The sequence below is a fragment of the Aliisedimentitalea scapharcae genome (assembly GCF_045277565.1).
GTDB classification, from domain to species: Bacteria; Pseudomonadota; Alphaproteobacteria; order Rhodobacterales; family Rhodobacteraceae; genus Aliisedimentitalea; species Aliisedimentitalea scapharcae.
On the sequence record NZ_CP123584.1, the window covers coordinates 3,237,654 to 3,263,396 of the forward strand.

The 25,743-nt window shown below is 58.1% G+C and carries 29 protein-coding genes; 9 read left to right on the forward strand and 20 right to left on the reverse strand.

Annotation, left to right across the window (positions count from 1 at the left end; genetic code table 11):
- Window positions 1-754 precede the first annotated feature (754 nt).
- Window positions 755-2,251 carry a class I adenylate-forming enzyme family protein gene (locus tag QEZ52_RS15125; protein WP_406650513.1) on the reverse strand — a complete coding sequence of 499 codons (1,497 nt, stop codon included), beginning with the start codon at window positions 2,249-2,251 and terminating at the stop codon, window positions 755-757.
- 109 nt (window positions 2,252-2,360) lie between these two features.
- On the opposite strand from QEZ52_RS15125, the gene QEZ52_RS15130 reads away from it, so the two are divergent.
- The 4 genes from QEZ52_RS15130 (at window position 2,361) to aat (ending at window position 5,617) form a co-directional block, all read left to right on the forward strand.
- Window positions 2,361-2,897 carry a LuxR C-terminal-related transcriptional regulator gene (locus QEZ52_RS15130; RefSeq protein WP_406645260.1) on the forward strand — a complete coding sequence of 179 codons (537 nt, stop codon included), beginning with the start codon at window positions 2,361-2,363 and terminating at the stop codon, window positions 2,895-2,897.
- 148 nt (window positions 2,898-3,045) lie between these two features.
- The gene (gene accB / locus QEZ52_RS15135; RefSeq protein ID WP_406645261.1) at window positions 3,046-3,543 is read left to right on the forward strand and encodes an acetyl-CoA carboxylase biotin carboxyl carrier protein; all 498 of its coding nucleotides are present in this window, start codon (window positions 3,046-3,048) and stop codon (window positions 3,541-3,543) included.
- Window positions 3,544-3,553: 10 nt separating this feature from the next.
- Entirely contained in the window at window positions 3,554-4,903 is a 1,350-nt protein-coding gene (accC, locus tag QEZ52_RS15140) for an acetyl-CoA carboxylase biotin carboxylase subunit (RefSeq protein ID WP_406645262.1), read from the forward strand.
- Between the two features lie 78 nt (window positions 4,904-4,981).
- On the forward strand, window positions 4,982-5,617 hold the full coding sequence (gene aat, locus QEZ52_RS15145) for a leucyl/phenylalanyl-tRNA--protein transferase (RefSeq protein ID WP_406645263.1): 636 nt from the start codon (window positions 4,982-4,984) through the stop codon (window positions 5,615-5,617).
- On the opposite strand, the gene QEZ52_RS15150 is transcribed toward aat, so the two are convergent.
- From QEZ52_RS15150 to QEZ52_RS15175, 6 genes are all read right to left on the reverse strand, one after another.
- The gene (locus tag QEZ52_RS15150; protein ID WP_406645264.1) at window positions 5,581-5,961 is read right to left on the reverse strand and encodes a DUF2155 domain-containing protein; all 381 of its coding nucleotides are present in this window, start codon (window positions 5,959-5,961) and stop codon (window positions 5,581-5,583) included. The two genes, aat and QEZ52_RS15150, sit on opposite strands and share 37 nt — an antisense overlap.
- Window positions 5,958-6,410 carry an outer membrane lipid asymmetry maintenance protein MlaD gene (mlaD, locus tag QEZ52_RS15155; RefSeq protein WP_406645265.1) on the reverse strand — a complete coding sequence of 151 codons (453 nt, stop codon included), beginning with the start codon at window positions 6,408-6,410 and terminating at the stop codon, window positions 5,958-5,960. The genes QEZ52_RS15150 and mlaD overlap by 4 nt, the downstream gene beginning before the upstream one ends.
- Before the next feature lie 21 nt (window positions 6,411-6,431).
- Window positions 6,432-6,818: an NADH:ubiquinone oxidoreductase subunit NDUFA12 gene (locus QEZ52_RS15160; protein ID WP_406645266.1), complete on the reverse strand. Its 387-nt coding sequence runs from the start codon at window positions 6,816-6,818 to the stop codon at window positions 6,432-6,434.
- Window positions 6,819-6,965: 147 nt separating this feature from the next.
- Complete coding sequence (locus tag QEZ52_RS15165) at window positions 6,966-7,331, reverse strand: RidA family protein (RefSeq protein WP_406645267.1); 366 nt, start codon at window positions 7,329-7,331, stop codon at window positions 6,966-6,968.
- 66 nt (window positions 7,332-7,397) lie between these two features.
- Complete coding sequence (gene clpX, locus QEZ52_RS15170) at window positions 7,398-8,666, reverse strand: ATP-dependent Clp protease ATP-binding subunit ClpX (protein ID WP_406645269.1); 1,269 nt, start codon at window positions 8,664-8,666, stop codon at window positions 7,398-7,400.
- Window positions 8,667-8,806: 140 nt separating this feature from the next.
- Window positions 8,807-9,439: an ATP-dependent Clp protease proteolytic subunit gene (locus QEZ52_RS15175; RefSeq protein ID WP_406645270.1), complete on the reverse strand. Its 633-nt coding sequence runs from the start codon at window positions 9,437-9,439 to the stop codon at window positions 8,807-8,809.
- Window positions 9,440-9,716: 277 nt separating this feature from the next.
- Here QEZ52_RS15175 and QEZ52_RS15180 point away from each other — a divergent pair, with 277 nt between their 5' ends.
- Both QEZ52_RS15180 and QEZ52_RS15185 read left to right on the forward strand, forming a co-directional pair.
- A complete protein-coding gene (locus QEZ52_RS15180) occupies window positions 9,717-10,724 on the forward strand; it encodes a GlxA family transcriptional regulator (protein ID WP_406645271.1) in 1,008 nt (335 codons plus the stop codon).
- A 73-nt stretch (window positions 10,725-10,797) separates the two neighbouring features.
- Window positions 10,798-12,459: a peptidase U32 family protein gene (locus tag QEZ52_RS15185; protein ID WP_406645272.1), complete on the forward strand. Its 1,662-nt coding sequence runs from the start codon at window positions 10,798-10,800 to the stop codon at window positions 12,457-12,459.
- Window positions 12,460-12,581: 122 nt separating this feature from the next.
- Here QEZ52_RS15185 and QEZ52_RS15190 read toward each other — a convergent pair whose 3' ends face one another.
- The 13 genes from QEZ52_RS15190 to QEZ52_RS15250 form a co-directional block, all read right to left on the reverse strand.
- Entirely contained in the window at window positions 12,582-12,923 is a 342-nt protein-coding gene (locus tag QEZ52_RS15190; RefSeq protein WP_406645274.1) for a RidA family protein, read from the reverse strand.
- 117 nt (window positions 12,924-13,040) lie between these two features.
- Window positions 13,041-13,610 (reverse strand): GNAT family N-acetyltransferase, encoded by a 570-nt coding sequence (locus QEZ52_RS15195; RefSeq protein WP_406645275.1) that lies wholly within the window; start codon window positions 13,608-13,610, stop codon window positions 13,041-13,043.
- 130 nt (window positions 13,611-13,740) lie between these two features.
- Window positions 13,741-15,003, reverse strand: a complete 1,263-nt coding sequence (locus tag QEZ52_RS15200; RefSeq protein WP_406645276.1) for an FCSD flavin-binding domain-containing protein — start codon at window positions 15,001-15,003, stop codon at window positions 13,741-13,743.
- Window positions 15,004-15,042: 39 nt separating this feature from the next.
- Complete coding sequence (locus QEZ52_RS15205; protein WP_406645277.1) at window positions 15,043-15,756, reverse strand: c-type cytochrome; 714 nt, start codon at window positions 15,754-15,756, stop codon at window positions 15,043-15,045.
- Between the two features lie 4 nt (window positions 15,757-15,760).
- Entirely contained in the window at window positions 15,761-16,804 is a 1,044-nt protein-coding gene (locus tag QEZ52_RS15210) for a c-type cytochrome (RefSeq protein WP_406645279.1), read from the reverse strand.
- Entirely contained in the window at window positions 16,788-18,059 is a 1,272-nt protein-coding gene (gene soxC, locus QEZ52_RS15215) for a sulfite dehydrogenase (protein ID WP_406645280.1), read from the reverse strand. Before soxC ends, QEZ52_RS15210 begins: the two co-directional genes overlap by 17 nt.
- 82 nt (window positions 18,060-18,141) lie before the next feature.
- Entirely contained in the window at window positions 18,142-19,845 is a 1,704-nt protein-coding gene (soxB, locus tag QEZ52_RS15220) for a thiosulfohydrolase SoxB (RefSeq protein ID WP_406645281.1), read from the reverse strand.
- Between the two features lie 104 nt (window positions 19,846-19,949).
- Complete coding sequence (gene soxA / locus QEZ52_RS15225) at window positions 19,950-20,810, reverse strand: sulfur oxidation c-type cytochrome SoxA (RefSeq protein ID WP_406645282.1); 861 nt, start codon at window positions 20,808-20,810, stop codon at window positions 19,950-19,952.
- Between the two features lie 29 nt (window positions 20,811-20,839).
- Entirely contained in the window at window positions 20,840-21,169 is a 330-nt protein-coding gene (gene soxZ, locus QEZ52_RS15230) for a thiosulfate oxidation carrier complex protein SoxZ (protein ID WP_406645283.1), read from the reverse strand.
- A gap of 44 nt (window positions 21,170-21,213) precedes the next feature.
- The gene (gene soxY / locus QEZ52_RS15235; RefSeq protein ID WP_406645284.1) at window positions 21,214-21,630 is read right to left on the reverse strand and encodes a thiosulfate oxidation carrier protein SoxY; all 417 of its coding nucleotides are present in this window, start codon (window positions 21,628-21,630) and stop codon (window positions 21,214-21,216) included.
- 49 nt (window positions 21,631-21,679) lie between these two features.
- Window positions 21,680-22,153, reverse strand: coding sequence for a sulfur oxidation c-type cytochrome SoxX (soxX, locus tag QEZ52_RS15240; protein ID WP_406645285.1), 474 nt, complete (start codon window positions 22,151-22,153; stop codon window positions 21,680-21,682).
- Window positions 22,154-22,279: 126 nt separating this feature from the next.
- Window positions 22,280-22,858, reverse strand: coding sequence for a thioredoxin family protein (locus tag QEZ52_RS15245; protein ID WP_406645286.1), 579 nt, complete (start codon window positions 22,856-22,858; stop codon window positions 22,280-22,282).
- A 41-nt stretch (window positions 22,859-22,899) separates the two neighbouring features.
- Window positions 22,900-23,637: a cytochrome c biogenesis CcdA family protein gene (locus tag QEZ52_RS15250; RefSeq protein ID WP_406645288.1), complete on the reverse strand. Its 738-nt coding sequence runs from the start codon at window positions 23,635-23,637 to the stop codon at window positions 22,900-22,902.
- 167 nt (window positions 23,638-23,804) lie between these two features.
- Here QEZ52_RS15250 and QEZ52_RS15255 point away from each other — a divergent pair, with 167 nt between their 5' ends.
- From QEZ52_RS15255 to QEZ52_RS15265, 3 genes are all read left to right on the forward strand, one after another.
- A complete protein-coding gene (locus tag QEZ52_RS15255) occupies window positions 23,805-24,155 on the forward strand; it encodes a hypothetical protein (RefSeq protein ID WP_406650516.1) in 351 nt (116 codons plus the stop codon).
- A gap of 86 nt (window positions 24,156-24,241) precedes the next feature.
- Entirely contained in the window at window positions 24,242-24,580 is a 339-nt protein-coding gene (locus QEZ52_RS15260) for a helix-turn-helix transcriptional regulator (protein WP_406645290.1), read from the forward strand.
- A 102-nt stretch (window positions 24,581-24,682) separates the two neighbouring features.
- Window positions 24,683-25,741 carry a YeeE/YedE family protein gene (locus QEZ52_RS15265; protein ID WP_406645291.1) on the forward strand — a complete coding sequence of 353 codons (1,059 nt, stop codon included), beginning with the start codon at window positions 24,683-24,685 and terminating at the stop codon, window positions 25,739-25,741.
- Window positions 25,742-25,743 lie beyond the last annotated feature (2 nt).

The window sequence follows — 25,743 nt, forward strand, 5'->3', positions numbered from 1 at the left end:
CCGGTTGCGCCAAAGCGCCCGCCCCCTGTCGCAGGTCATGCGCAGCGGGCCGCCCAGCCAGATCGGGGGCTAAAAGAAAACAACCCCGCCTCATGGCCCGGAGCAAGCCCATTTAACCGATTGGCCCATCAAAGCGCGTGTCAGATGGTATGTCGTCGTTCAGCGCATGGGATGCCTTGGGCATATTGAGATGCGGGCCCAGGCATGGTCGTCCAAGGGCACAAAACGCCCCGCTCCCTGAACCGAAAAGCGGATTGCCACGCCCGGGAATACATCCATGCGCTTTTTGCTGCTTTCGACAACGACGGTCCCATTCACCACCACATACGGGATGCCGGTCGTCGGTAGAGTACCCACAGTGTCGTCCGAATTACCGACAACTCCTTTGGGATCAAGCACAACACTATCTGTGACCAATCCCTCTTGCATTCGGCCAGGGACTTGCATTGATTTCAGTCTCGTGTTGCCCAAATATTTGGCTACGTTTTTGCTGAAGATTGTCAGGGCATGCATCAAGTGGATGTCATATTCGCGCGCGACCATAATGGACCCGGCGGTATAGGGGTAATATCCGCCCAGATGTTACAATCTGGCCCCCGCAGCCCAACGATCAGGACCTGAACCGGTTGCCAGCCGTCGTTAGACGACCGCGCAGGCAGACGCCGTTCGGTCCTGCAGTGGCGACAATTGAAGTGACACCACCACCGGAACGACGCATGGGCCTGTTCAGTCGCCCGGTTGGGTTACCACCGCCTCACAACTGCTTGCGCAGTTCGGTTTTCAGCACCTTGCCATAATTGTTCTTGGGCAAAGCGGAGATGCGGACATAGGCCTTGGGGCGTTTGAAACGGGCGATATGATCATTGCACAGAGCGTCCAGCTCTTCGTCCGCAGCCTCCCCCACGACAAAGGCCACGACTTCCTCTCCCCAATCAGCATGCGCACGCCCGACAACCGACGCCTCGGAAACCTTGGGGTGCATCAACAGCACTTCCTCCACCTCGCGCGGATAAACGTTGGAGCCGCCGGTGATGATCATGTCCTTGGACCGGTCCTGAAGTGTGACATAGCCATCAGCGTCCATCACCCCCATGTCCCCTGTCATCAGCCAATCGTTGATCAACGTCTTGGCGGTCGCTTCGGGGTTTTGCCAATAGCCGGGCATGACGATGTCGCCCTTGACCATGATTTCACCGTGTTCCCCAACCGGCAGGATTTCGCCCTGCGGAGTGCCGATCTGTACTTCGACCGGGCTTTGGGCGCGCCCGACACTGGCCAGCCGTTCCCGCCAGCGCGGATGGCTGCGATCGCTGACGTCGTGGCGGGACAGCGCGGTGATCCCCATCGGGCATTCCCCCTGCCCGTATATCTGTACGAACACCGGACCAAAATGGTCCACGGCTTCGGTGATGTCGGCCACATACATCGGCCCACCGGCATACACGATGGTGCGCAGCCCCTGCCCTGACCGCCCCAACTGTTTCGCGACGGCCGTCAATCTGGTCACCATCGTGGGGGCGCAAAACATGTGCACCCGGCCAAAGTGTTCGGCCAGATCAAAGATCTCGGGTTCGTCGAACCCTGAGGACACCGGGCAAATATGGGCAGCACCTGCCAGAACATGCAGCATGTTATAGATCCCGGCCCCATGGCTCATCGGCGCGGCATACAGCGTCTGATCCTCAGGGCCGACCCTGTCCACTTCGGCGAAATAGGTCAGTGACATGGAGATCAGCATCCGATGGGTGATCATCACCCCCTTGGGTTTGCCAGTGGTGCCGGAGGTATAAAACAACCAGGCCAGATCATCCGACGCCACCCGCGTCGGTTCCGCGACCGGATGGGCAGTTTGGGAATCGCAATACTCAGGTCCGGTGATGTCGATGCAGCGCGTCACAGCCCCTGCGCTGGCCACGGATTCGGTCAGCCCCGGAGACGTGAACGCCAGAGCAGCACCTGAGTTTTCAAGAATAAAGGCGGCTTCGCGCCCATGGAGTTTGGCATTGATCGGAACCACCGCAGCTCCTGCGTACCAGATACCATATTGCGCAATCAGGTAATCGGGGCAGTTCTTCATAAAAATCGCGACACGATCACCTGGCCCGATGCCCTGGGAAATCAGCCAACCCGCGACCCGGGCCGCCCGGTCGTGAAACCCGGCGTAATCCGCCACCAAATCTGTTCCCAGATACAATGCCGGACGATCCCCGCCCGTCTGCGCCTGACGATACAGCCAATGCCCCAAATTCATCTCGAATCCCCCAAATTCAGGCGGCGATCCCATGCGCGCCCATGTGATATCGGTCGCATGCGTCACGCCCCCTCTTCAATTCCGTAAAAATACCCGTCAAGAATACCCTATGACAGATCTTGCCTTTGATAATGCGCCGGTGGGCCTCATCGTATTGGAACAACGCATCATCCGGCGTTGCAACCTGCAATTCGCCCGGATCTTTGGCGACACGGTCGCCGCGCTGACGGATTTGCCGGTTTTTGATCTGTACCCCAGCCCGGATGATTTCGCCCGGATCGGCGAGACATTGCAACGGATTGATCCCGCGCAGGATTATTATTCCGACGAACGCATCATGCGACGGCGCACGGGTGAATTGTTCTGGTGCCGGGTCAGGGGGCAGTCCGTGACCCCGGATCAACCGTTTCACAGCGGGGTGTGGTCCTTTGCCGACCTGTCCGATGATCGCCCTGTGGTCTCTCTGACGCCACGCGAACGCGATGTTGCGATCCTGACCTGTCGGGGCCTGTCGGCCAAGGAAATCGGCAAACAGCTGGGGCTGAGCTATCGCACCATCGAGACCCACCGCGCCCATCTGTTGACCAAGTTCGAGGCCCGCAAGCTGCCGGAACTGGTGGCCAAACTGTCCGGGATGCCGTTCTGACAACAAGCGATTGCAATCCGACGTCCCGCCCCCCATGTTATCGCAGGGGTTTGGGCGCTTTTCACCGGCGACAGCTTGCCGTATAAGCCCGACAAATTTGGCATGCCCGCCCAAAAGACGGGCCATTCGGAACCGGCCGAGGATAAAGATGACAAACAAGACTCATGAAGCGGATGTGGCCTTCATCAAGGCATTGGCAGAACTGCTGCAGGAAAACGATCTGACCGAACTGAAGGTCAAGCGCGACTATGGCGCCGACGACAGCCTGGATGTTCGGGTATCGCGCCTTCAACCCGTTGCAGCGCCGGTTCAGGTTCAGATGCCTGCCGCCGCTCCGGCCGCTGGTGCAGCCGCACCTGTCGCCGCGACAGCAGCCCCTGCGGCCGCCAGCAGTGACGATCCGGCCAGCCACCCCGGCGCGGTGACATCGCCCATGGTCGGCACCGTGTACCTACAGCCTGAACCCAGCGCCCCGTCGTTCATCAAGGTTGGTGTTCAGGTGGCCGAAGGTGACACGCTGTTGATCGTCGAAGCCATGAAAACCATGAACCACATCCACGCGCCCAAAGCGGGCACCGTGAAGCGCATCCTGGTTGAAGACGGCGCCGCGGTCGAATTCGGGACGCCCCTGGTCATCGTCGAATAAGGACCAGATCATGTTTGACAAGATCCTGATTGCCAACCGCGGAGAAATCGCCTTACGCGTGATCCGGGCTGCGCGCGAGATGGGCATAGGTTCAGTAGCCGTGCATTCAACCGCAGATGCGGACGCGATGCATGTGCGAATGGCAGACGAATCCGTCTGTATCGGACCGCCTTCGAGCACCCAAAGCTATCTGTCGATCCCGGCCATAATCTCGGCCTGTGAAATCACCGGTGCCCAGGCGATTCATCCCGGGTATGGCTTTTTGTCCGAAAACGCCAATTTTGTGCAGATCGTCCAGGACCACGGGCTGACGTTCATTGGCCCCACTGCTGAACACATTCGAATCATGGGCGATAAAATCACCGCCAAGGATACGATGAAGGCCCTTGGGGTTCCTTGTGTGCCTGGCAGTGACGGTGGTGTTGCAACCCTGGAAGAGGCTGAAAAACTGGGAGCTGAAATCGGCTATCCGGTGATCATCAAGGCAACCGCCGGTGGCGGCGGCAAGGGCATGAAAGTGGCGCAGACTGCCGCAGACATGAAGTCCGCTTTTCAGACTGCACGTGCCGAGGGCAAGAGCAACTTTGGCAACGATGAAGTCTATATCGAAAAATACCTGACCACGCCGCGTCACATCGAAATCCAGGTCTTTGGCGATGGCAAGGGCAAGGCCGTCCATCTGGGCGAACGCGATTGTTCGCTGCAACGCCGCCACCAGAAGGTGTTCGAAGAGGCCCCCGGCCCCAGCATTTCACCCGAGGAACGTGCCCGGATCGGCAAAGTCTGTGCGGATGCGGTTGCCAATATCAATTACATCGGTGCCGGCACCATCGAGTTCCTGTACGAAAATGGCGAATTCTATTTCATCGAAATGAACACCCGCTTGCAGGTGGAGCACCCGGTGACCGAAGGCATCTTTGGTGTTGATCTGGTGCGGGAGCAGATCAGGGTTGCGGCGGGGTTGCCGATGTCGTTCACCCAGGACGATCTGGTGATCAACGGCCATTCGATCGAAGTGCGCATCAACGCGGAACGCCTGCCCAATTTTTCCCCCTGCCCGGGCCGGATCAGCCAATATCATGCCCCGGGCGGTTTGGGTGTTCGGATGGATTCGGCGCTGTATGACGGGTATTCCATCCCACCCTATTATGATTCTCTGATCGGCAAGCTGATCGTGCAGGGGCGCGATCGTCCCGAAGCGCTGGCACGTCTGAACCGGGCGCTGGGTGAGTTGATCGTCGACGGGGTCGATACCACTGTTCCGCTGTTTCACGCGCTGTTGCAGGAACCTGACATCCACGCGGGCACCTACAATATTCACTGGCTGGAGCAATGGCTTGAGGCCAATTTGCCGGAATAAGCCGCGCTGTTTCGATGTCAGCGGTGCGTGCCAGCACGCACCCTACATCGGCAGTGCCCCGGATTTCGGGGAGCCGAGATGACCCTGACTCCCGAATTGTTGTTGCATGGTTATTCCATCGGCGTTTTTCCAATGGCAGAGCACAGGGATGATCCGGACGTCTTTTGGGTCGACCCCAAGAGACGCGGCGTGTTCCCGCTGAACAGATTTCATATCTCACGTTCACTGGCGCGCAGCCTGCGGCGACAGGATTATCAGATCACCGTAGATCAGGATTTTGCCGGGGTTGTCGATGCCTGCGCTGATCGCGCCGATACCTGGATCAGTCAGGAAATACGCGCACTTTACATCGCGTTGCATGACATGGGCTGCGCACATTCCGTCGAAGTTCGCGACCCGGGCGGCCGGTTGATTGGCGGCGTTTATGGTGTGGTTCTGGGGGCCGCCTTTTTTGGCGAGAGCATGTTTTCCCGGCGTACGGATGCTTCAAAGATCGCTTTGGCCCATCTGGTTGATCGGTTGCGTCGGGCCAAATTCACCTTGTTTGACACCCAATTCATCACCGATCATCTCGCCTCACTGGGCGCAGAGGAAATCAGCAGGGCCGCCTATCATCGTCAACTGCGTACCGCCATAGACAGCGCGGCGCATTTCCTTGCCCCCGCCATAGCGCCCGCTCAGGACGTCATACAGCGCAACACCCAGATGTCATAACGCGCGTGATCCAGCGCGTTCAGCGCGGGTGAAGATGCAACCATCCACCCTTCGAACTGCACTTGTCCGGACTCTGGATCGCGTATGATCAAAAAGGCAAAAGCATCCCCTGTCGGGTTGTCCGCCGGATATCGACATTCGCCCAGCGTAACCAGCAGCCCCAGCATTTCGGCTGTCGCACCATTCAACAGTTCGAAATCAGCGGTTTTCCCGTTAACCTTGTCGAGCCCCCGTAGCACCGCGCCCTGCCCGACCGTGGCCGGCTTGGTGGCCTCCTGTGCGATCCCAGGCCCCGAGGTCAGGCATAGGCAGGCGAGGAGACAGGCCGATACCAGCCGTTTCACCCTTCGTCCCCGCTTCCGGAAACGAATTTCAACAGCAGAGAGATCAGGCTGACAGACCCCTGTGTGTCCAGAATTTCATCACCGGCCTCCAATGCAAAGGGAGATCCGCCCGGCATGATTTCAACAAAATTCCCACCCAACAGGCCTTCAGAGGCGACCACGACGGCGCTGTCATCGGGGATTTCGATCCCCTGCCTGACAGAAAACTCTGTATCGGCGCGAAACGTTTCGGGGTTCAGGTCGACGCCGGTCACGGTTCCGATCTTGACGCCTGCCAGCCGCACATCAGTGCCAACGCTGACACCTTCGATCGACCGGAAGGACGCATTCAGCGCATAGCTTTCGCCACCGCTGGACAGACCGGCGGCCTGCCCGGCATAAACGGCAAACCCGATGGCAGCCGCCAATACGACGCCGCCAACCAGAACTTCGGTTGTGTTATGAGACATGGTGCGCTGCCATCCGATCCCTTATTCAGGGCTCCAGGCTTCGTAATCGGCGCGATTTGCCGGTTCCTTGCCGCTGCGGATCGACCCTGCAGGCGCATAGGCCAACATGGTTCCGGTCAGGTTTTCCTGATGCGGTTTTTCCCAGGCCTTGTGCTTCAGCGGGGTCTTGGAGGGCAGTTCTTTGAACGTATGGTGCAACCAGCCATGCCAATCGGGGCTGACGCGCGAGGCTTCGGCTTCGCCATTGAACATCACCCAACGCCGGGTGTCGTCAGCGTTGCGATAGAACACGTTGCCCTGTTCATCCTCGCCCACTTTTGTGCCTTTGCGGGCTGTATAGATCTGGGTGTTCAACGTCGAGCCGTTCCACCAGGTTACAGCGCGCAGCAGAGTGTTCAGGATTCCCATGGGTACCTCCGAAGTGTTTGCATTGTGATATGACGCAATTCGCGACCGAGGTCCAGAGACGCTTGCCCGGATCCGGGAGTGAGAGCGCCACATTTTGACGCGTGGAACCCCGGACCGGCAGCAGATCGCCGGTCCGGCCTGTATTCATCACGCGTCAGCAGGGGCCAAAGCGGTGAGTTCGATTTCAATACGGAATTTTGGATCGATCAGATTGCATTCGACCATGGTTGCCGCTGGCGGATTCGCACCAAAAGTTTCCGCCAGAATCGGCAGGCAGGGAGTGAATTCGGCCGCGTCCGGAAGATAGTAGTTTACCCGCACCGCATCGGCCAATGTGGCACCTGCCTGTTCCAGGGCCCAGCGGATGGTATCCAGTGCTGATTTGCACTGGTCCTCGACTGTGTCGCCCTGGCCCACGGTTCCGGCCACGTGCACAAAGCCGCCCGCGACGACTGCGCGGCAATAGCCCGCTTTGGCTTCGAATTCTCCACCCGAAGAAATACGTTTGATCATCTTAGTTCCTCCACATGAAAAACGGCGCGGAAACCCGCGCCGCTCTTGTCAGATCAATTGTCTGTCTCAGCCTGCCGAAACTGGCTCTTTTTCCGCATCTGCATGGATCATCAAAGGTTGTGCCGTCGACGTCACCGCCTCTTCGTTGACAACAACCTTGGTCACACTTTCCATGCCCGGCAAATCGAACATGGTATCCAGCAGGATGTCTTCCAGAATGGAGCGCAAGCCCCGGGCACCGGTTTTACGCTCGATGGCCTTTTTGGCGATGGCGCTCAGGGCATCTTCGGTAAAGTCCAGCTCGGTCTCTTCGATTTCAAAGAGGCGCTGATATTGTTTGACCAGCGCGTTCTTGGGCTGTGTCAGAATGGTAACCAGCGCGTCTTCGTCCAGATCCTCGAGCGTTGCCAGAACCGGCAGACGGCCAACGAATTCCGGAATCAAACCGAATTTCAACAGGTCCTCTGGCTCCAGATCCTGAAAAATCTCGCCCACACCACGTTCGTCATTGTCGCGCACATCTGCGCCAAAGCCCATGGCCGAACCCTTGCCCCGCTGAGCGATGATCTTGTCGAGCCCGGCAAAGGCACCGCCACAGATGAACAGGATGTTGGTGGTGTCGACCTGCAGGAACTCCTGCTGCGGATGTTTGCGCCCACCTTGCGGTGGAACCGAAGCCACAGTGCCTTCCATCAGTTTCAGCAACGCCTGCTGAACCCCTTCGCCCGACACATCGCGGGTGATTGACGGATTCTCGGACTTGCGAGTGATCTTGTCGACTTCGTCGATATAGACGATGCCCCGCTGTGCGCGTTCCACATTGTATTCGCTGGATTGCAGCAGTTTGAGAATGATGTTTTCCACATCCTCGCCCACATAACCAGCTTCGGTCAGCGTGGTCGCATCCGCCATTGTGAACGGCACATCCAGAATCCGCGCCAGCGTCTGAGCCAACAGCGTCTTGCCGCACCCGGTCGGGCCAATCAGCAGAATGTTGGATTTCGCCAACTCAATATCTGACCCCGCCTTTTGAGCGTGATTGAGACGCTTGTAGTGGTTGTGGACCGCCACAGACAGGACCCGTTTTGCGGTGGCCTGACCAATCACATAGTCGTCCAGAACATCACAGATGTCCTTGGGCGTGGGCACCCCATCCGAAGACTTGAGCCCCGAGGCCTTGGTCTCTTCTCGGATGATATCCATGCACAATTCGACACATTCATCGCAAATGAACACGGTCGGCCCGGCGATCAGCTTGCGCACCTCGTGCTGGCTCTTGCCGCAGAAGCTGCAATAGAGCGTGTTCTTGCTGTCACCACTTGAATTCGTTGCCATACCTAACCTTTCAGGCTTCGTCATCTGCCCAAGGTCCCGCAAAAATCGGCGGGACCCCGTTTCATCATCAGCTTAGGACAGGGTTCCGGTGGCTACAATCGCAAATTGCGTCATAAACCTCATAACCTTCCCCAACCACCTCAGCTTTCTGCGTCGTCGCCCTTGGCCCGGTTTTCGACGATCTCATCGATCAATCCAAAATCCTTGGCGTCCTCAGGAGACATAAAGTTGTCACGCTCCAGCGCGTTTTCAACCTTTTTGAGTCCCTGCCCCGTGTGTTTCACGTAGATTTCATTCAACCGACGCTTCAGCTTTAGGGTTTCTTCGGCGTGGATCATGATGTCGGTCGCCTGACCCTGGTACCCACCGGATGGCTGATGCACCATGACGCGGCTGTTGGGCAGCGAAAAGCGCATGCCCGGCGCCCCGGCCGCCAACAACAGCGATCCCATCGATGCCGCCTGGCCGATTACCAGGGTCGATACTTTGGGTTTGATGTACTGCATGGTGTCATAGATCGACAAACCAGACGTCACAACGCCACCGGGGCTGTTGATGTACATGCTGATTTCCTTGGTCGGATTCTCCGCCTCAAGGTGCAACAACTGCGCCACGATCAGCGATGACATGCCATCATGCACCGGCCCATTCAGAAAAATGATCCGCTCCTTGAGCAGGCGCGAAAAGATATCATAGGCCCGTTCGCCCCGGCTGGTCTGTTCAACAACCATGGGGACAAGGGTATTCATGTAGAATTCATTGGGATCATGCATAGAATTTGCCTGCTTTGATGGACTGACCGGGACCATACCCGAAACTGCGTTACCCGAGTCTTAGTATTGCCCAATGGGGCCTGCAAGGGGCAGGCACAGAATTTGCACCCCCAACTTGGCCTGCAACGTGTCGCAAACTGTCAAACCCCCGTCGAAAAGACACGGTCAACGGGGCGTCGATGGTCGTAGGTCGGTGCAGATCGCAACACGATTGCGCGGTGTGGCACCTGCCAGCTGACCCAACCGGGTTCAGTCCAGGTTTGAGAGAGAGTTGCGGATGGATTATGATGGTTTCATCCAGAAAGGGGCAGCTGCCAAGCTGGCTGTGCCCTTTACCGGAGCGCCCCAGGATTTTTATTTCCTGCTGTTGCCCAAGGCAACGATGCTGCCGGTTGCCGCTGCGATTGAACCGCTTCGGATCGCCAACCAGGTCACCAATACCGAATTGTACCGCTGGTACATCATGACCGAAGACGGCGAACCGGTGAAATGTTCCAACGGGATGACTGTGACACCGGACCTGGCATTGCAACCGTTGCCATCAGATGCGGTGGGGTTCGTATGCTCTGGCGTTGAACCGCATACCTCGGCCAGCGAAATCACCCTGAACTGGCTGCGCCGCGAACATCGGTTCGGGCGCCGTCTGGGCGGGATCTGTACCGGAGCATTCGCCCTGGCCCAGGCCGGACTGTTGCGCGAACAGCCCTTTACGCTGCATTGGGAAAACCAACCGGGGTTTGTGGAAATGTTCCCGCGGCTGACCCCCTCGCCCAATATTTTTGAAATCGTGGGGCGCCTGTTGACCTGTGGTGGGGGCAATGCCGCCACCGACATGATGCTGAACCTGATCGAAGAGCGCCACGGCAAAAAGCTGGCCATCATCATTGCCGACATGTGCCTGCATGTCCGCTCGGGTGGTCAGGCAGCTCCTCAGAAGTCGAATTATGCGGTTGCGATCGGCAGCCGCAACCAACGGCTGCTTTCGGCCTTGCAGCTGATGCAGGATTCGATCGAAGAACCGCTGTCGATCGGCGAGCTCTGCGACCAGCTGGATATTTCGCGTCGGCAACTGGAGCGCCTGTTTTCGCGCTATCTGAACGAAAGTCCGATGCATGTGTATTTCGACATGCGCCTGTCGCATGCCTATGCGTTGATGAATGAAACCGCCATGTCCGTGACCGAAATCGCCCTGGCGTCGGGGTTCAATTCGGCGACACATTTTTCCCGCCAGTTCAAACGAAAATTCGGGGCCTCACCGCATTTCTTTCGCAAGGGATGGTCATAACCGGGCGGTCGTGACTCTGGGTTCGATTTGACCTACAAGCCACCGCCTGACCCCCTAACCTGTGGCCGTACCGATGACCGAACACCGCTCCGAACTGTTGATGCCTGCGGGCAACCTGCGCAAGCTGAAGATGGCAATCCTGTATGGGGCCGACGCCGTCTATCTGGGCACGCCGGACATGTCGCTGCGCACCAAATCCGAATTCTCGCTGGATGATGTGATCGAAGGGGTCCAATTCTGCCACGATCACGGGCGGCGCGCCTACCTGACGCTGAACCTGTTTTCCCACAACAAAGACATTCCCAAGCTGGATGAATACATCGACACCGTCCGCAAGGTGCAGCCCGACGGGTTGATCATCGCCGACCCCGGTGTGTTCCAATACGTAAAGGAACGCGCCCCGGAAATCCCCCTGCATGTCTCCACACAGGCCAATATCTGCTCCTGGCTGTCGGTGAAATTCTGGCAGGATCAGGGTGCCGATCTGGTGGTGTTGGCGCGCGAGGTTTCTTATCCGGAACTGGTTGAAATTCGAGAGAAATGCCCAGACATCAAGATTGAATCCTTTGTACATGGCGCCATGTGCATGACCTATTCGGGGCGGTGTCTGTTGTCGAATTTCATGGCGGAACGGGGTGCCAATCAGGGCAATTGCGCCAATTCCTGCCGCTGGAACTATGGTGTGCGGATGCGTCTGAAAGACGGCACCGTGCAGGAGCTGGAGATCAACGAAGACAACGCCCATCTGTTCGAATTCCTGCTCGAAGAGGGCTGTCGCCCAGGTGAGCTGATGCCCATCGAAGAGGACGGGCGGGGGTCATATATCCTGAACTCACGCGATTTGTGCATCATGCCGAAACTGGATGATTACCTGAAAATCGGCGTCGACAGTCTCAAGGTCGAAGGCCGCGGCAAGTCCGAATATTACGCCGCCGTGGTGGCGCGCGCTTATCGGATGGCGATCGACGATTATTATGCCGATCCGGACAATTGGAGCCCGAAGCCTTATATGCGCGAATTGGAGGCGGTGGGGAACCGGGGCTACACGCTGGCCTTCCACGATGGCCGTCTCTCCAATCTCGCACATGATTACGAACACACCGCGTCGCTGGCACAGTGGGAATATGCCGGTGTGGTGACCAAGGTCACCGACGATGCTTTTCACGTGCTGGTCAAATCCAAATTGACCGCCGGAGAGGTTCTGGAGTTCGTCTCGCCCCTGTCTCGCGACACAGTTCTGCTGCGAGTCTATGATTTCGAACTGACCAAAAACGGAAGCCGCGTCAACGTGGTGCACGGCAGTACCCAGTCGGTTATCCGCCTGCCCTTTTCCCTGTTCGACCACGAAGACATCGCGGATCTCAAGGCCCGTTTCCCGACCTATTCCGTGCTGCGCAAGGAACGCGCCCTAACCGATGAGCAATGGAACCGGGTGCGGTTTGACAAATTGACCCAGGCGCTGGAAGTCACCGGACAGGAGAACCCCAAGGCCTATGCGCGCCGCCGCGATGCGCTGGCCGACAGCGTGGCCCAGGACCACAACGAAAAGCGGTTCAAGACCAACCGCGTGGGTGTGGAGGGCTGCTGTGGCAAAGGATGCAACGGCTGTTTGATCTTCTGGCAAGGCGAGGAGTACGCCAAGGCCCGCGAGATCCTGCAAAAGCGCAAACAGGGCGAAATGCTGAGCCGCGCCGAGGCGACGGAGTTCAAGATGCCCAGTGGGCAATACGCCTGATCAGACGCACAACAGTGCCGTCGGGCGGACATTTTCTTACCCAAGAAAATGACCAATAAAATTAGCAATTTTATTAGGCGGAATTTTATTGAAAAATTCCGCGCCGCCCGGCGATCTCAACCTCAATCGTAAGCCGCGTCGACAATCATCTCTACTTTCAGCTCGGCGCGGGCCAATTTGGCCTCGCCACAGGCACGTGCCGGGGCGTGGCCTTCGGGAACCCAGGCGTTCCAAACCTCGTTCAAACCGGCAAAATCGCTCATATCGACCAGCCAGATGGTCACCCGCAGCATCTTTTCGCGCGATGATCCGGCCTGGGTCAGCAGCGCGTCGACCCGGCGCAGGCATTCTTCGGTCTGGGCCTGGATCGTGTCGCCTTCGCCAACCTGGCCCGTAATATAAGCCACGCCGTTGTGTTTCACGATTTTCGAGGACCGGACTCCGGTTTCAATACGTTCGATCATGTGCTGTCCCTCTGTTGATAACGTTTCACATTGCGCGCTGAATGACCGCAATGCCGGAACACTACAACCATCAAACCCGGCGTCACGGGCGCGCAAAGCGGACAAAGAGGATCAACATTATTCCTTGATCATCAAAACCCAGCGGGTGCCATCGCTTTGCCAGCCGTTTTTGACCATCGCCCGGGTCGCATTGGCCCGATACCCCATGCGTTCATACAGGGCCCGCGCGCGGGTATTGTTATCTGCCACCACCAGGCTCATGCCATTGGGCCCCCGGAACTGTTCGGCAAACCCCAGCAAGGCGCTGCCGATCCCTTGCCCGCGTTGATCAGCCAGAGTCGACAGGACAAAAATATATCCGGTGCCCGGGGCCTCGTGCTCCAATTCCAGCAACGGGCGGAAAGCAGCCGGGGTTGCATCGTCGATTTTTTCCGGGTGATCGGGAATGCCATGCGTAATCAAACAGCCGCTGCGACCCGCGTCCGTTTCGGCCACCCATGCCTTGGTATAGGAGATTCCGGCCTCCTCACCCTGAACCCGATCCAGCGCAAACCCCCAGGCATCCTGTCCCGGGGCCGCCAGTTCAGCCCACATTTGCTTGGCCAGCCCTTCGGTGGCCCGGTCAATCAGCGGTACAAGGAACTGTGCATCTTCACGGTCAGCACGTCTGATTTTCAGATCGGGCATGTGGCACCTCACTTCTCAATGCCCCCAGTATGCCAGAGGTTGCGCGATCAGCCAAACCAGCCGTTCAGAACGAAGCAGGGCGCCGGTTTGGCGCCCTGTGATCAAACCGGTTGAAATAGCCGCGAAAAGCTCAGCCAAACATGTCCGAGGTGATCCCGGCGTACCAGCCGATGCTCTCCTCATATGTGGCTTCGCGCAACTCGCCGCTTTCGCCGGTTTGCGAGATGAACCCGTCGACCTTGGCAATCTTCTCTTCGGTCGCCTCGTAGGTGGCGCCAACTTTGACCCCGTCATTGGTGCCGATCAGCGACCAGCAAGTGTTCGAGAATTTGGCTGGGAACATTTTGGAGTCGGTCAGGGCCGCGCGCACGGCCATGGCGGCCACTTTGGCCTGCGAGTTTGCCGAAAACCCGGATTTGGGCATGTCGCCCTGGGCACAGGCGTCACCCAATACATGGATGTTTTCGTCCAATCGGCTTTGCATGGTGCGCCCATCAACCGGTGCCCAATTGCCTTCGGTGATGCCGGCCATTTCACAGATTCGACCCGCCTTCATCGCCGGAATGACATTGCAGGCGTCGACCTTGGTCACTTCACCATCAATGGTGACGGTCATGGCACCGGGGTCAACCGACACGATGTCGCCACCAAAATCGGGGCCGATCCAATCAATCATGCCATCGTAATGATTGGCCCATCCTTCCTGGAACAGCGCCATCTTGGAAAACTTTGGTTTTGGATCGGCGATGATGATCTTGGCCGTCGGGTTCCGTTCCTTCAACACATGGGCGATCATCGACACGCGTTCATAGGGGCCCGGAGGGCAGCGGAACGGATTGGGTGGCGCGACCATGGCGAATGTGCCGCCTTCGGGCATGGATTCAATCTGGGCCTTGAGCAGTTCGGACTGGGACCCAGCCTTGTAGGCATGGGGCATCTTGTTCTGGGCTGTGACGTCCCAGCCTCCGACTGCTCCGTCAATAAAATCAATACCCGGGCTCAGCACCAGCCGGTCATAGGGCAGCCAGGCACCCCCCGCCAGCGTCACGGTCTTGGCGTCGCGGTCAATCCCGACAGCCCAGTCATGCACCACGTTGATGCCGTATTCGCTGGCCAGTTTGCCATACGAATGGGCGATCGAGGACAGTTCGCGGAACCCCCCGATGTAAAGATTGGAAAAGAAGCAGGTGTAATAGCTGCGGCTGGGTTCAACCAGGGTGACATCAATCGCCCCCTTGGACCCTTTGGCGATATACCGCGCGGCTGTGGCCCCACCAGCACCGCCGCCAATCACCACGACACGGGGTTTGGCCGCACCCAGAACCATGGGGGCCTGAAGGGCTGCGGCGGCGGCAACGCCGGTGCCCAGGAATGTCCGTCTGTTAAAAGTCATGTGGTCTCTCCTCCCTTAAAATGAAACCGCGCCCGAGAGTTACTCGAGCGCGCCAAAAAACGTCGCCAGTGCCGCGATCTCTTCGTCCGACAACCGCCCGGCCATCATCTGCATCACCGGATGCGGACGGATGCCGCGTTTATAGGCGTGCATGGCAAGCACAAAGTCCTCTTCGTACCACCCGGTGATCACCGGGATCCCGTCATAATCGCCGTCAATCTGATGGCAGGTGGTGCATTCCGTGGACAGGTATTCGCCGTAATCCGGATCCCCTACAATGGCCAGCACCTCCGGGCTCAGCTCCACCTCTTGCTTCAACGCCGTGGGGGCTGCTTCGGGAATGTCCTGGGGGCTGGACGAATATGGCCGCAGATAGGCCAGAATATCGCCTCGGTCTCGGGGCTTTTTCAGTCCGCGAAAATCCATGTTGGTGCCCGACACCAAGACTTTGGGATTGGTCAGATAGGCATCCAGATGTTCCAGATCCCAGACCATCCCGTCCCGACGCGCGCGGTTGATACCTTCGGAATAGGTGAAATCCTGAAACTGCGCCACGGTGCGATCAAAGATATTATTCAGATGTGGGCCGGTGCCATGTTTGGCCCCCTCGCCCACCATATGACAGCTGCCACATTTCTGCTGAAACAGCCGTTCACCACGAATGACGTCGCCAATCTGTGTGGCGTTTTCTTCGGCTATGGCCGCGCCGGTCAGCGCGGCCATGATCACAAATGCTCCTCCCAGAAACCGCATGGGATCAATCCGCGTACGATTTCAGATAGGCCAGAACCGCGTCGATATCCTTTTCCTTTTTCAAACCCGAAAAGGACATTTTGGTGCCCTTCATGTATTTCTTGGGCTTGGTCAGGAAGGCAGCCAGTTCTGCGTCGCTCCAGACCAGACCATCTTCGGCGGCGGCCTTCATCGGTTTGGAGTATTTGAACCCGTCCACTGCGCCAGCGGCATGCCCGACAATGCCATTCAAAATCGGGCCTGTCTTGTTCTTGGCATCTTCACCCACCTGATGACAGGCTTTGCACTTCTTGAACACCTTTTCACCCTTGGCGACCAATTCAGGGTCCAGGGCAACGGTTTCCACTACCGGTTCTACTGCAGCCTCTTCCACTGCCGGGGCCGCCTCGTCGGTTACTGCAGCCGCGTCATCGCCCCCTTCGTCCGGGGTCACGTCCAGCACCATGGCGCGCATGGTGATTTCAACGCTGTCCTTGCAGTTTTCCATGCAGGGTTCCGGGTTCCAGAAGTGTTTTTCCGCCATTTCCCGATCATCGACGATGAACCCACCCGCATTGGGCATTTCCACATCCAGGAAATTCTCGTTGGACAGAACGAAATCGTCATCCACCAAATCGTTGGAATACAGAATATAGGCAACCATGGCATAGACATCGTCGGTCGACATTGTCTGGGCCGCGCCAAAGGGCATCGACCGGTTCACATAGTCCCATGTGGTCGACAGATACGGCCAATAGGAACCCACGGTTTTCAATGGATCCTTGTCGGCCAACGTGCCTTCGCCGCCAGCCAGTTTTGGCCAATTGTCCACGCCTTCGGCAAAATCACCGTGGCAGATGGCGCAATTCTCGGCAAAGATCTCTTCGCCGACTTCGACCGACCCAGAGCCGGCGGGCAGTCCCGTGCCATCCGGGGCCACGTCCTTGTCCCAGGCGGCGATTTCTTCGGGCAGCGCGGCGCGTCCCAGGCCGAATTTGCCAGCCTGAGCCGGGGCGGCCAACGCCAGCAAGGCGGCTGTGCTGATGATCAGATTACGATACTTCGACATTTTCCGCCTCGCCGTTTGCCTTGACCCACCAGGTCTGGATGCAGTTGTTGTGATAGATCGAGTTTTCGCCACGCACCGCGCGCAAATCCTGTTTTGATGGCTGCACATAGCCGCTGCTGTCCTTGGCGCGGGCCTGCAACAGCATCTCTTCGCCCTGCCAGTTGTAGTCCAGGTAGAACCGGGTCAACGCCTTGTCGGTGCCGGGCGCACCCAGACGCGCCTCGGTCCAGGTCTTGCCACCATCGACAGAGACATCCACACCCGTAATCGATCCGCGACCGGACCAGGCCAGACCGGTGATGACCAGCGGGCCATGGCCGTGTTTGATCGGAGCCTGCGGGCTGGGGCTGGTGACAACCGATTTGGCGTCCATCACCCAGGTCCATTTGCGCGATGTGCCATCTTCGAGCGTGTCGGTGTATTTGCTGGTTTCCTCACGGCTTTCGATCGCCATTTCGGTAACCTCGATGCGGCGCAACCATTTGATCCACATGTTGCCTTCCCAACCGGGGACAACCAGACGCACGGGATACCCATGTTCCTTGCGCAGCGCTTCGCCATTGGCCTTGAACGCGACCAATACATCGTCCATCGCCTTGTCCAGCGGGATCGACCGGCCATTGGATGATGCATCGGCCCCTTCGACATAGACCCATTTACCTGCGGTCTGCACACCGGCCTCTTCCAACAGCGTGCGCAGCGGGATGCCGGAATATTCCATGTTGTGGATCATGCCATGGGTGAATTGCGCACCGTTCAGCTGGGAACCGGCCCATTCCATGCCGGTGTTGGCCGCGCATTCACAGAAATACACCCGGTTTTCGCGGGGGAAGCGTTCCAGATCCTCGTAAGTGAAGACCAGCGGTTGATCGACCAACCCGTTGATCATCAACCGGTAATCTTCCTTGCGCAATTCGATCGCACCCGAATGGTGGCGTTCGAACGCACAGCCCTGGGGCGTGATGGTGCCGTCCAGCGCATGGATCGGGGTAAAGTTGATCGAACTGATGGTATCAGCGGTCAGCCATTCCACATTGCGGCGCACCACGTCCTGCTCGAATTCAATCGGCATTCCATAAGGCGTGGCATCGACGCCATCGCCCGTGCCGGACGCCCAGTCCTGTAGCTCGGTGATCAGCGGATCGGGGCCTGCGGCCTTGGCCGCGGTGGCCGCCACCGCACCTGCGCCAGCCGCTGCTGCACCAGTCAGAAACTGACGGCGCGAAGGGGCCAATGTCTTGGAGTTTTCACTCATGTCGGGTTTGCCTCCTTACATCATGAAATTCACTTGTGTGAATTCGTAAGTTCAAAATTTTTTCGGGGTGGCCCCGGACGCCTTAGGCGCCCGCGACCTGAACCGAGGTGTTGGGGGTGACGCTGATGGTGCCCTGTTTGCGGATATGGCTTTCGACCACATCCCAGATCTGGGGCCCTTCGGTGCCTTCGTTGACGCTGGCCCAGCCGGCGACCACATAGGTCTTGGCCGGGTCGATCTTTTCACCTGTTTTCAGCAATGTCATGTCGCTGATCCGGCTGCCCTGGGGTTTGGTGATGTCGATGCGATAGCCCATGCCACCGATCCGCACCATATCACCACCCTGTTGGTAATACGGGTCAGGATTGAACAGGTTGTCACCCACGTCTTCGAGAATGGTATGGATGAATTCACCGGTCATTTCCGTGCGATAGGCCTCGCCATAGCTCATCGAGGTGACGTTCCAGATATCTTCGCGGGTGATCGCCTGTCCGGGCAGGATCGACGGCCCCCAGCGCACACCGGGCGACATGGCGATGTCAGCCTCACGTTCGCTGATCAGCGCATCACAGATCACGTCGTCCCAGGTGCCATTGAAATTGCCCCGGCGATACAGCGTGCTGTTGTCGTCCGTATGCCCAATGACTTCGGCCAGCTGATCGGCATAGGGCGCGCGTTGATCGTCGATCAGTTTGCTGATCACCGGATCGGGCGCAATCACATCGGAGAAGATCGGGATCAGCTTGTGCTTCAGGCCCATCATCTTGCCATCACGCACGTCCAGATCAACGCGGGAGACGAATTTGCCGTTTGAACCGGACGCGATGATATGGGTCTGCCCCACCAGCACGGGTTCGGGTAGCGCGTCATGGGTGTGACCCGACAGGATCACGTCAATGCCGGACACACGGCCCGCCATCTTCTTGTCCACATCGAACCCGTTATGGGACAACACGACCACGCATTCGGCACCCATGTCGCGGACTTCATCAACCATGGCCTGCATGTTTTCGTCGCGGATACCGAACGAATATTCCGGGAACATCCAGCGCGGGTTGGCGATGGGCATATAGGGAAACGCCTGACCGATCACGGCGACTTTGACCCCACCGGTTTCATAGAACTTATACGGCTTGAACAGCTCGGCGGGTTCATCCCATTCCGCGTCAAAGATGTTTTGGCCCAAGGCCACAAACGGCAACCCTTCGACGATCTCGTTCACGCGCTCGGACCCCAGGGTGAATTCCCAGTGGAATGTCATCGCATCCGGTTTCAGCGCGTTCATCACATTGACCATGTCCTGGCCTTGGGTGTGATGACAGGTATAGGAGCCATGCCATGTGTCCCCCCCATCCAGCAACAGCGCATCAGGGCGATCTGCACGGATCGAATTGATCACGGTCGACACGCGATCCAGCCCACCAACCCGGCCATAGGTTTTGGCCAGCGATGCGAAATCATTGTAGGTCATCGCATAGGCCGACGGGCTGCCGTCACTGATGCCGTATGCCTTGCGGAAATCCGCGCCGGTGACATGTGGCATCTGACCTTTGGCCGCGCCCACACCCAGGTTGATCTCCGGTTCGCGGAAAAAGATCGGCTTCATCTGTGCGTGGATGTCGGTGATGTGGATCAGGCTGACATTGCCAAAGGTTTCGAACTCCAGCAACTGATCCTGCGTCAGCGCCTGCTGCGCGGCCAGACGCGCCCAATTGCCAAACCCAGACGCGCCAACCATGGCGGATGCGGCCATGGAGACCTGAAGAAAATCACGACGAGAGATCATGTTGGATCAGCTTTCCGTTCTTTCACGCGACATATTCGCATGTGTGAATGTTGTTAAAGCGAGATACCCCGCGTCACCGGCAGGCAACGCGGGGTTCAAGTGGTTTAGTTGCGCACCGAAGGCGCTTCGACCGACAGGCCGTTGCCACGGGATGCAACATACAGTTCCAGCGCCACAAAATCGGACGAGCCGGGTTTGTAGGTTTCGGCACGGGTGTCACGCACACAGCCCTTGAAACGCGCATGTGCGTTATTGAGCTTGGTGTTTTTCAGACGATACACCGGGAACCCGTTGATCTGGCCTTGGGACAGGTGGTCGGCCCGGATCATGTTGCCATAGTTCTCTTCATGGCAATTCGCACAGGACAGGTCCAGCTGACCGGTGCGGGTGTAATACATGTCCTTGCCTTTTTCCCAGGTCGCCTGGGCCGGACCGTCAATGGCAACATTGACCGGCATGCCGCGCGACTGAACGCTGATCAGCGCTTCCATCGCGGTCATCTTGCCGCCAGTGTATTTCCACTTTTCGGCACCCATCTGGTTTTCGCGACAGTCGTTGATCTGATGCGCGAGGGTGCGCACTTCGCCAGCCGCTTCGTTCCATTTGGGATAGACGGCGCGCACGCCGGTCATGCTGGACTCGACATCCTCATGGCACGACGCACAGGCCTTTCCTTCGGTCCCGTCAACGGCGTCCCACTGCTCCAGGGCCTGATCAACAAAGATCATTCCCGGATTGTCGAAATCATCCATCTGCAGTTCCTGGGTTTCATCCGAGCGGTAAATCCAGCCCGACGTCACTTCGTCCACTGCGCCGTCCAGATGCGCAGGAGCCGGGGCCCGGATAACCATTTTGAGGTCCCCGTTCACCACCAGATCGGCGCTTTCGTCGGCCATGGCGGCGGTCCCAAAGGCCCCTGCCGCCAAAGCGATGGCTGTGAGGGTGCCCCTCATTGGCTTGATCATGTGCGTTTCCTCCCTGTTCGCGGCGTTACTCAGGCGATCTTGACTGATTTTTTGGTGTCATAGACCGACCCATCATCGTCGTACCAGGTGAACACGAAATCACCGGCTTCGGGCACAATGGCCTCGAACTGGACATAGGGGTTTGTCGAAATCGCCGCTTCCATGGTCATGTCGAGAACCGACTGGCCGTTGAAGTCGACGGTAAAGCGATTGATGATCGACCGCGGGATCAGGTTGCCTTCCTTGTCCTTGCGCTGACCACTTTCCATCTTGTGGCTGATCAGGGACTTGATGGTGACGGTTTCACCAGCAGCTGCGGACTTTGGAACCTTGACGCGGGGTTTTACACCGGATGCCATATTGTTTTCTCCTTGATATCAGAAGTTCAGTGAGCGGGCAGCTTTTAGCCGCCACAGCCCCCGATGGTCACTTTGACGGTGGCGCTGGCCTTGGCGAACGACCCGTCTGCCAATTTGGCAATGGCAACAACGTCCTGTGTGCCAGCCAACCGGATCCGTGTCGATGCAGCCTGGGCTCCGGCCAGCGGACCAAAGTTGAAGGTTGCAACACCCGGTGTCGGGTTTCCTGTGGCCAGGACCATGATCGAAACTGCACCAGGCGCATCCACCGCGATCGGAACCGTGTTGCCATTTTCAGCGATTTCAGGCGCGGTCAGGGTGATCCCTGCATCCGCCATGTCGGCACCGCCCGTGAATGCGGCAATCTGGTCGTCAGCCGCGGCGTTCACGCGGAACGGCAGAACGGTGACAACCGCAGCGCCCAAGCCCATGGCCAGGGTTTCGCGACGTGAGAATTCCATCTTCTCTCTCCTTTGAATTACGCGAAGGCGGGACAAAGATCCCAGCGCTTTACTCTTTCAGTGTCGCCAAAAAGGCGATCACATCTTCGATTTCCTGAGCGGTCAGGATCGGCGTCAGCGGGCCTTCGGCGGCCTTGCCGGTGTAGGCGTCGCCGGGACGCGTGAACCCGTCCACCTTGTAAAAGGCAGGCATCACCGTGCCATCGAATGTCATTTTGGCGTCAGCCAGCAGGCCACGCATTTCCGCAGTGTCCCAACGATCGCCGGCACCATCCAATGTCGGGCCAACTTCGCCATGGAACGGCACATCGGCCAGCGCCGAAATGGCGTGGCAGGCCACGCAGTTGCCTTTGGATTTCGTGCCCGCAATGATGGCACCATTGGCGGCATCACCCGCCATGCCAGTCAACGAGGCGTCAACGCCTCCGTCTTCGTTGAACATCACATCTTTCGGAGCGACGTCGCTGGCTAGAGCGGCACTGCCGATCAGGCTGGCGGCCAATGTCAGAGATGTAAGCTTCATGGATCCTCCCGTTCGCTGCCACGTCTTGAGTGGCTTCGCTGTTTCCTTGCATACCGTAGGCTACCGGTGCCTCGGAACGCAACAACAAATTCATTATTATGAATTATTAGATTATTATGTCGCGGATCAGTCAAACGAACCATTGTTGCGCTCCTGGATGCGGCGCGCATGGTATCGCTGAAAATCTTCTCCGTTATCAAGCGTATACCGTTTTTCCGCAACCCAGGTAAACATGTCCAACGTCGTCCCCGCCCCAAAAGCGCCCGGCATCATCGAAACTGCGGCCTGTTGGGCGGTCTGCCCTTCTGCCACGTCTTCGGGCAGGAAGAGAATCGTCGGTGTGAACAGAACACCCCATTTGCGGGCCATGTCCTTTTCTGGCAACGTCTGACCGTCGAAATCGGTCACTTCGACATCCCCGTACAGGTTCAACTGCACCACGAAATACTTGTCACCGATGTAGCTGTCGATCTCAGGGCGCGGGAAAACATCGGTGTGCATTTTGGTGCAATAGATGCACCCCCGTTGTTCAAAAAACAGCACCAGCCGTTTGCCTTCTGCGTTGGCCTCTTCCAGATCCTCGCGCAGGTCCTTGAAGGTGTCCCGCATCCACGACGTCTTGTGCAGGCCATCATCGCCCAATTCAACAGCGCCAACAGACCCGGCGATCAACAGTCCCGCCATCAGTGAAATCCAACGTTTCATCTTCTTTCCTCCCTCAGTCGCACACAATCAGTCGCACACAATCATCCCAAAGCCCCAAACCCCGGCATCCAACGGATCATCGCATCAGCGATCAGGCTGACGCCACCGGTGACAATCAAAATGGCAAAGATAATCAACATGACCCCCATGCCTTTTTCCACCCAGGCAAACGCCGCGCGGTGGCGGGCGATCCAGGTCAAAAACGGTTTGGCAAACAGCGCCGCAATGACAAAAGGGGCCGTCATCCCAACCCCATAGACCAACAACAACGCCCCACCGCGCCAGATGTCCCCCATGCCAGAAGCCACCATCAGGATCGACGCCAGCGCCGGTCCCACACAGGGCGTCCAGCCAAAGCCAAAGGCCAACCCCATCAGATAGGCCCCGATCACGGTTGTGGGTTCCGCCGTGCTTTCCACCCGCGCCTCGCGATAGAGCAGCGGTATGCGCAGGACGCCCAGAAAATGCAGCCCGAACAGCGTCAGAATGGCAGCCGCCACATAAGACAGCGGCTCCATCAGTTGCCCAAACAGCTGCCCCAGCGCGGTCGCCCCCATGCCCATCAGCATAAAAATCGTGGTCACCCCGGCGGCGAAACACAGCGCACTGATCAAAAGGCGGCGTTGGGCACCGGGCGCAATCTCTCCGTCTCCGCGCAGCTCTGAGACGGACAACCCGCCCATATAAGACAGGTAAAAGGGTACCATTGGCAGGATACACGGGGTAAAGAAGCTGAGAAGTCCCGCAATCAGGGCACCCGCAAAGGTAATGTCCAGCATGGGTCCAGGCGGTCCTTTCTAAGGCGTGCGGATATGTGGGCACGCTTGATAAATTCACACATTCAAATTATGTTGTAAGATACGCTTACGTCAACAGATGGCTCACAGGACCCAGGATGCGGATCGCTCTTTCATTGAAACAAACATTCACCGGCCTTGTGGCCGGGATGGTTCTGTCAACGATGGCACAGGCCACCGAACTTGTCATGGTCGAACAGACCGGATGTGAGTGGTGCGAACGTTGGAACCAGGAAATCGCCCCGATTTACCCCAAGACAAGCGAAGGCCGATTTGCCCCATTGCGGCGGGTTGACCTGCGAAATATGCCGGATGACCTTAAAATCACACGTCGCGTAAACTTCACCCCGACCTTCTTGATTGTTGAGAACGGGCATGAGATTGGCCGTCTCGAAGGGTATCCCGGCGACGATTTCTTTTGGCCTGTGCTGAATGGGCTGCTGGTCGACACTGCTGGATACACTGATGATACGACGCCCTTGGTTGAGGGCGATAGCTGAAACCGTCTGAAACGATACAGGGTCAGGCGACTTAAAAACAGATCAGTGGCGCCGATCCCCGCGCCACGATTGCAAGGAGAGTGGACATGGCACTGCCTCAGTTCTCGACGGAAATGGCGGAAGAAGAATTGGACAAGATGGTCGACAATGCGACGACCGCGTCCAACTTTCTCAAGGCGATCAGCCACGAAGGCCGGTTGATGATCCTCTGCCATCTGGTGACCGGTGAAAAATCCGTTACCGAACTCGAAGACCTGCTGTCCGCCCGCCAGGCGGCAGTGTCCCAGCAATTGTCGCGTCTGCGTCTCGAAGGGCTGGTCATTCCCCGCCGCGACGGCAAGGCGATCTATTACCGTCTGGCTGACGAACGCCCACGTCGCATTCTCGAAGTGGTCTATGAACTGTTCTGCAATTCGGACGACTGACATCCAACCGGCGCGTCCTGCCGTTGCGCGCTGTCTTTGGCTTGATCCGGGGTCCACTGTCCGACACACTAACGATGTGACGGATCGTCCGGGAGACATGCCATGTACGAGTTTCTGACTGACCACCATCTGGTTGCCCTGATCGGACTGGGCGGTGGCGTCCTGTTGGGACTGGCCGCCCGGTTGGGCCGGTTCTGCACCCTCGGCGCGATCGAAGACCTGTTGTATGGCGGCAGCGCCACCCGGATGCAGATGTGGATTCTGGCCACCGGCATCGCCGTCATGGGCAGCTTCACGCTGAGCGGTCTGGGTCTGTTCGACACCACCGAGAGCTATTACCTGTCAATCCGCTGGATGCCGCTGGCATCAGTCATCGGGGGATTGATGTTTGGCTATGGCATGGCCCTGTCGGGCAACTGCGGCTATGGCGCGATTGCCCGTTTGGGTGGTGGCGATCTGCGGTCGTTCGTTATTGTTCTGGTCATGGGCGTCTCCACTTATGTGGTTCTGCAGGGCCCGTTGGCACCGCTGCGCAACCTGTTGTTCGAACAGGTCGAAGTCACATCCGACCTGCCCCCCGGGTTGGCCCATCATGCGGCACGGATTACCGGGTTGCCGCTGCATTGGGTTGGCGTCGGTATCGGGTCCGTGATCGTTTTGGGCGTGCTGGCCACAGGTGATCTGCGCCGCGATCCTAAGGCGTTGTTCTGGTCCGTCATGGTCGGGCTGGCCATCGTGTCGGGGTGGGCCGGCACCACATACATCAATGCCATCGGGTTCGAAGCATTGCCCGTTGTCTCGCACAGTTTTTCCGCACCCGTTGGCGAAAGCATCCTGTGGGCCATGACCGGCAGCCTGCGTCCTGTCACCTTTGCCGTCGGCTCTATCGCGGGTGTCTGGATCGGAGCCTTTGTCGGGTCGATGATCAAGGGGCATTTTCGTTGGGAAGCCTGCGAAGACCCGCGTGAACTGCGCCGTCAAATTGTGGGGGCCGCCATCATGGGGGCCGGGGCCGTGATTGCCATGGGCTGTACCGTCGGTCAGGGCATGACCGCTTTTTCCGTACTGTCAATCAGCGCGCCGGTGACCTTTTTGGCGATCTTTGCCGGGGCCGCAGTGGGGCTGCGCCAATTGATCGAAGGGTTCTCGCCTGCGCAATAAGC

What these genes read in the sequence shown, in the direction of transcription:
- soxX (WP_406645285.1), bottom strand. Translation starts at nt 22,153, where the DNA reads ATGAAGCTTACATCTCTGACATTGGCCGCCAGCCTGATCGGCAGTGCC.
- QEZ52_RS15195 (WP_406645275.1), bottom strand. Translation starts at nt 13,610, where the DNA reads ATGCCCGATCTGAAAATCAGACGTGCTGACCGTGAAGATGCACAGTTC.
- QEZ52_RS15130 (WP_406645260.1), top strand. Translation starts at nt 2,361, where the DNA reads ATGACAGATCTTGCCTTTGATAATGCGCCGGTGGGCCTCATCGTATTG.
- clpX (WP_406645269.1), bottom strand. Translation starts at nt 8,666, where the DNA reads ATGGCAACGAATTCAAGTGGTGACAGCAAGAACACGCTCTATTGCAGC.
- QEZ52_RS15255 (WP_406650516.1), top strand. Translation starts at nt 23,805, where the DNA reads ATGGTTCTGTCAACGATGGCACAGGCCACCGAACTTGTCATGGTCGAA.
- soxB (WP_406645281.1), bottom strand. Translation starts at nt 19,845, where the DNA reads ATGATCTCTCGTCGTGATTTTCTTCAGGTCTCCATGGCCGCATCCGCC.
- accC (WP_406645262.1), top strand. Translation starts at nt 3,554, where the DNA reads ATGTTTGACAAGATCCTGATTGCCAACCGCGGAGAAATCGCCTTACGC.
- soxY (WP_406645284.1), bottom strand. Translation starts at nt 21,630, where the DNA reads ATGGAATTCTCACGTCGCGAAACCCTGGCCATGGGCTTGGGCGCTGCG.
- QEZ52_RS15125 (WP_406650513.1), bottom strand. Translation starts at nt 2,251, where the DNA reads ATGAATTTGGGGCATTGGCTGTATCGTCAGGCGCAGACGGGCGGGGAT.
- soxC (WP_406645280.1), bottom strand. Translation starts at nt 18,059, where the DNA reads ATGAGTGAAAACTCCAAGACATTGGCCCCTTCGCGCCGTCAGTTTCTG.
- QEZ52_RS15185 (WP_406645272.1), top strand. Translation starts at nt 10,798, where the DNA reads ATGACCGAACACCGCTCCGAACTGTTGATGCCTGCGGGCAACCTGCGC.
- aat (WP_406645263.1), top strand. Translation starts at nt 4,982, where the DNA reads ATGACCCTGACTCCCGAATTGTTGTTGCATGGTTATTCCATCGGCGTT.
- QEZ52_RS15165 (WP_406645267.1), bottom strand. Translation starts at nt 7,331, where the DNA reads ATGATCAAACGTATTTCTTCGGGTGGAGAATTCGAAGCCAAAGCGGGC.
- QEZ52_RS15160 (WP_406645266.1), bottom strand. Translation starts at nt 6,818, where the DNA reads ATGGGAATCCTGAACACTCTGCTGCGCGCTGTAACCTGGTGGAACGGC.
- QEZ52_RS15245 (WP_406645286.1), bottom strand. Translation starts at nt 22,858, where the DNA reads ATGAAACGTTGGATTTCACTGATGGCGGGACTGTTGATCGCCGGGTCT.
- QEZ52_RS15265 (WP_406645291.1), top strand. Translation starts at nt 24,683, where the DNA reads ATGTACGAGTTTCTGACTGACCACCATCTGGTTGCCCTGATCGGACTG.
- mlaD (WP_406645265.1), bottom strand. Translation starts at nt 6,410, where the DNA reads ATGTCTCATAACACAACCGAAGTTCTGGTTGGCGGCGTCGTATTGGCG.
- QEZ52_RS15250 (WP_406645288.1), bottom strand. Translation starts at nt 23,637, where the DNA reads ATGCTGGACATTACCTTTGCGGGTGCCCTGATTGCGGGACTTCTCAGC.
- QEZ52_RS15200 (WP_406645276.1), bottom strand. Translation starts at nt 15,003, where the DNA reads ATGACTTTTAACAGACGGACATTCCTGGGCACCGGCGTTGCCGCCGCC.
- soxA (WP_406645282.1), bottom strand. Translation starts at nt 20,810, where the DNA reads ATGATCAAGCCAATGAGGGGCACCCTCACAGCCATCGCTTTGGCGGCA.
- QEZ52_RS15190 (WP_406645274.1), bottom strand. Translation starts at nt 12,923, where the DNA reads ATGATCGAACGTATTGAAACCGGAGTCCGGTCCTCGAAAATCGTGAAA.
- QEZ52_RS15175 (WP_406645270.1), bottom strand. Translation starts at nt 9,439, where the DNA reads ATGCATGATCCCAATGAATTCTACATGAATACCCTTGTCCCCATGGTT.
- QEZ52_RS15205 (WP_406645277.1), bottom strand. Translation starts at nt 15,756, where the DNA reads ATGCGGTTTCTGGGAGGAGCATTTGTGATCATGGCCGCGCTGACCGGC.
- accB (WP_406645261.1), top strand. Translation starts at nt 3,046, where the DNA reads ATGACAAACAAGACTCATGAAGCGGATGTGGCCTTCATCAAGGCATTG.
- QEZ52_RS15260 (WP_406645290.1), top strand. Translation starts at nt 24,242, where the DNA reads ATGGCACTGCCTCAGTTCTCGACGGAAATGGCGGAAGAAGAATTGGAC.
- QEZ52_RS15180 (WP_406645271.1), top strand. Translation starts at nt 9,717, where the DNA reads ATGGATTATGATGGTTTCATCCAGAAAGGGGCAGCTGCCAAGCTGGCT.
- soxZ (WP_406645283.1), bottom strand. Translation starts at nt 21,169, where the DNA reads ATGGCATCCGGTGTAAAACCCCGCGTCAAGGTTCCAAAGTCCGCAGCT.
- QEZ52_RS15210 (WP_406645279.1), bottom strand. Translation starts at nt 16,804, where the DNA reads ATGTCGAAGTATCGTAATCTGATCATCAGCACAGCCGCCTTGCTGGCG.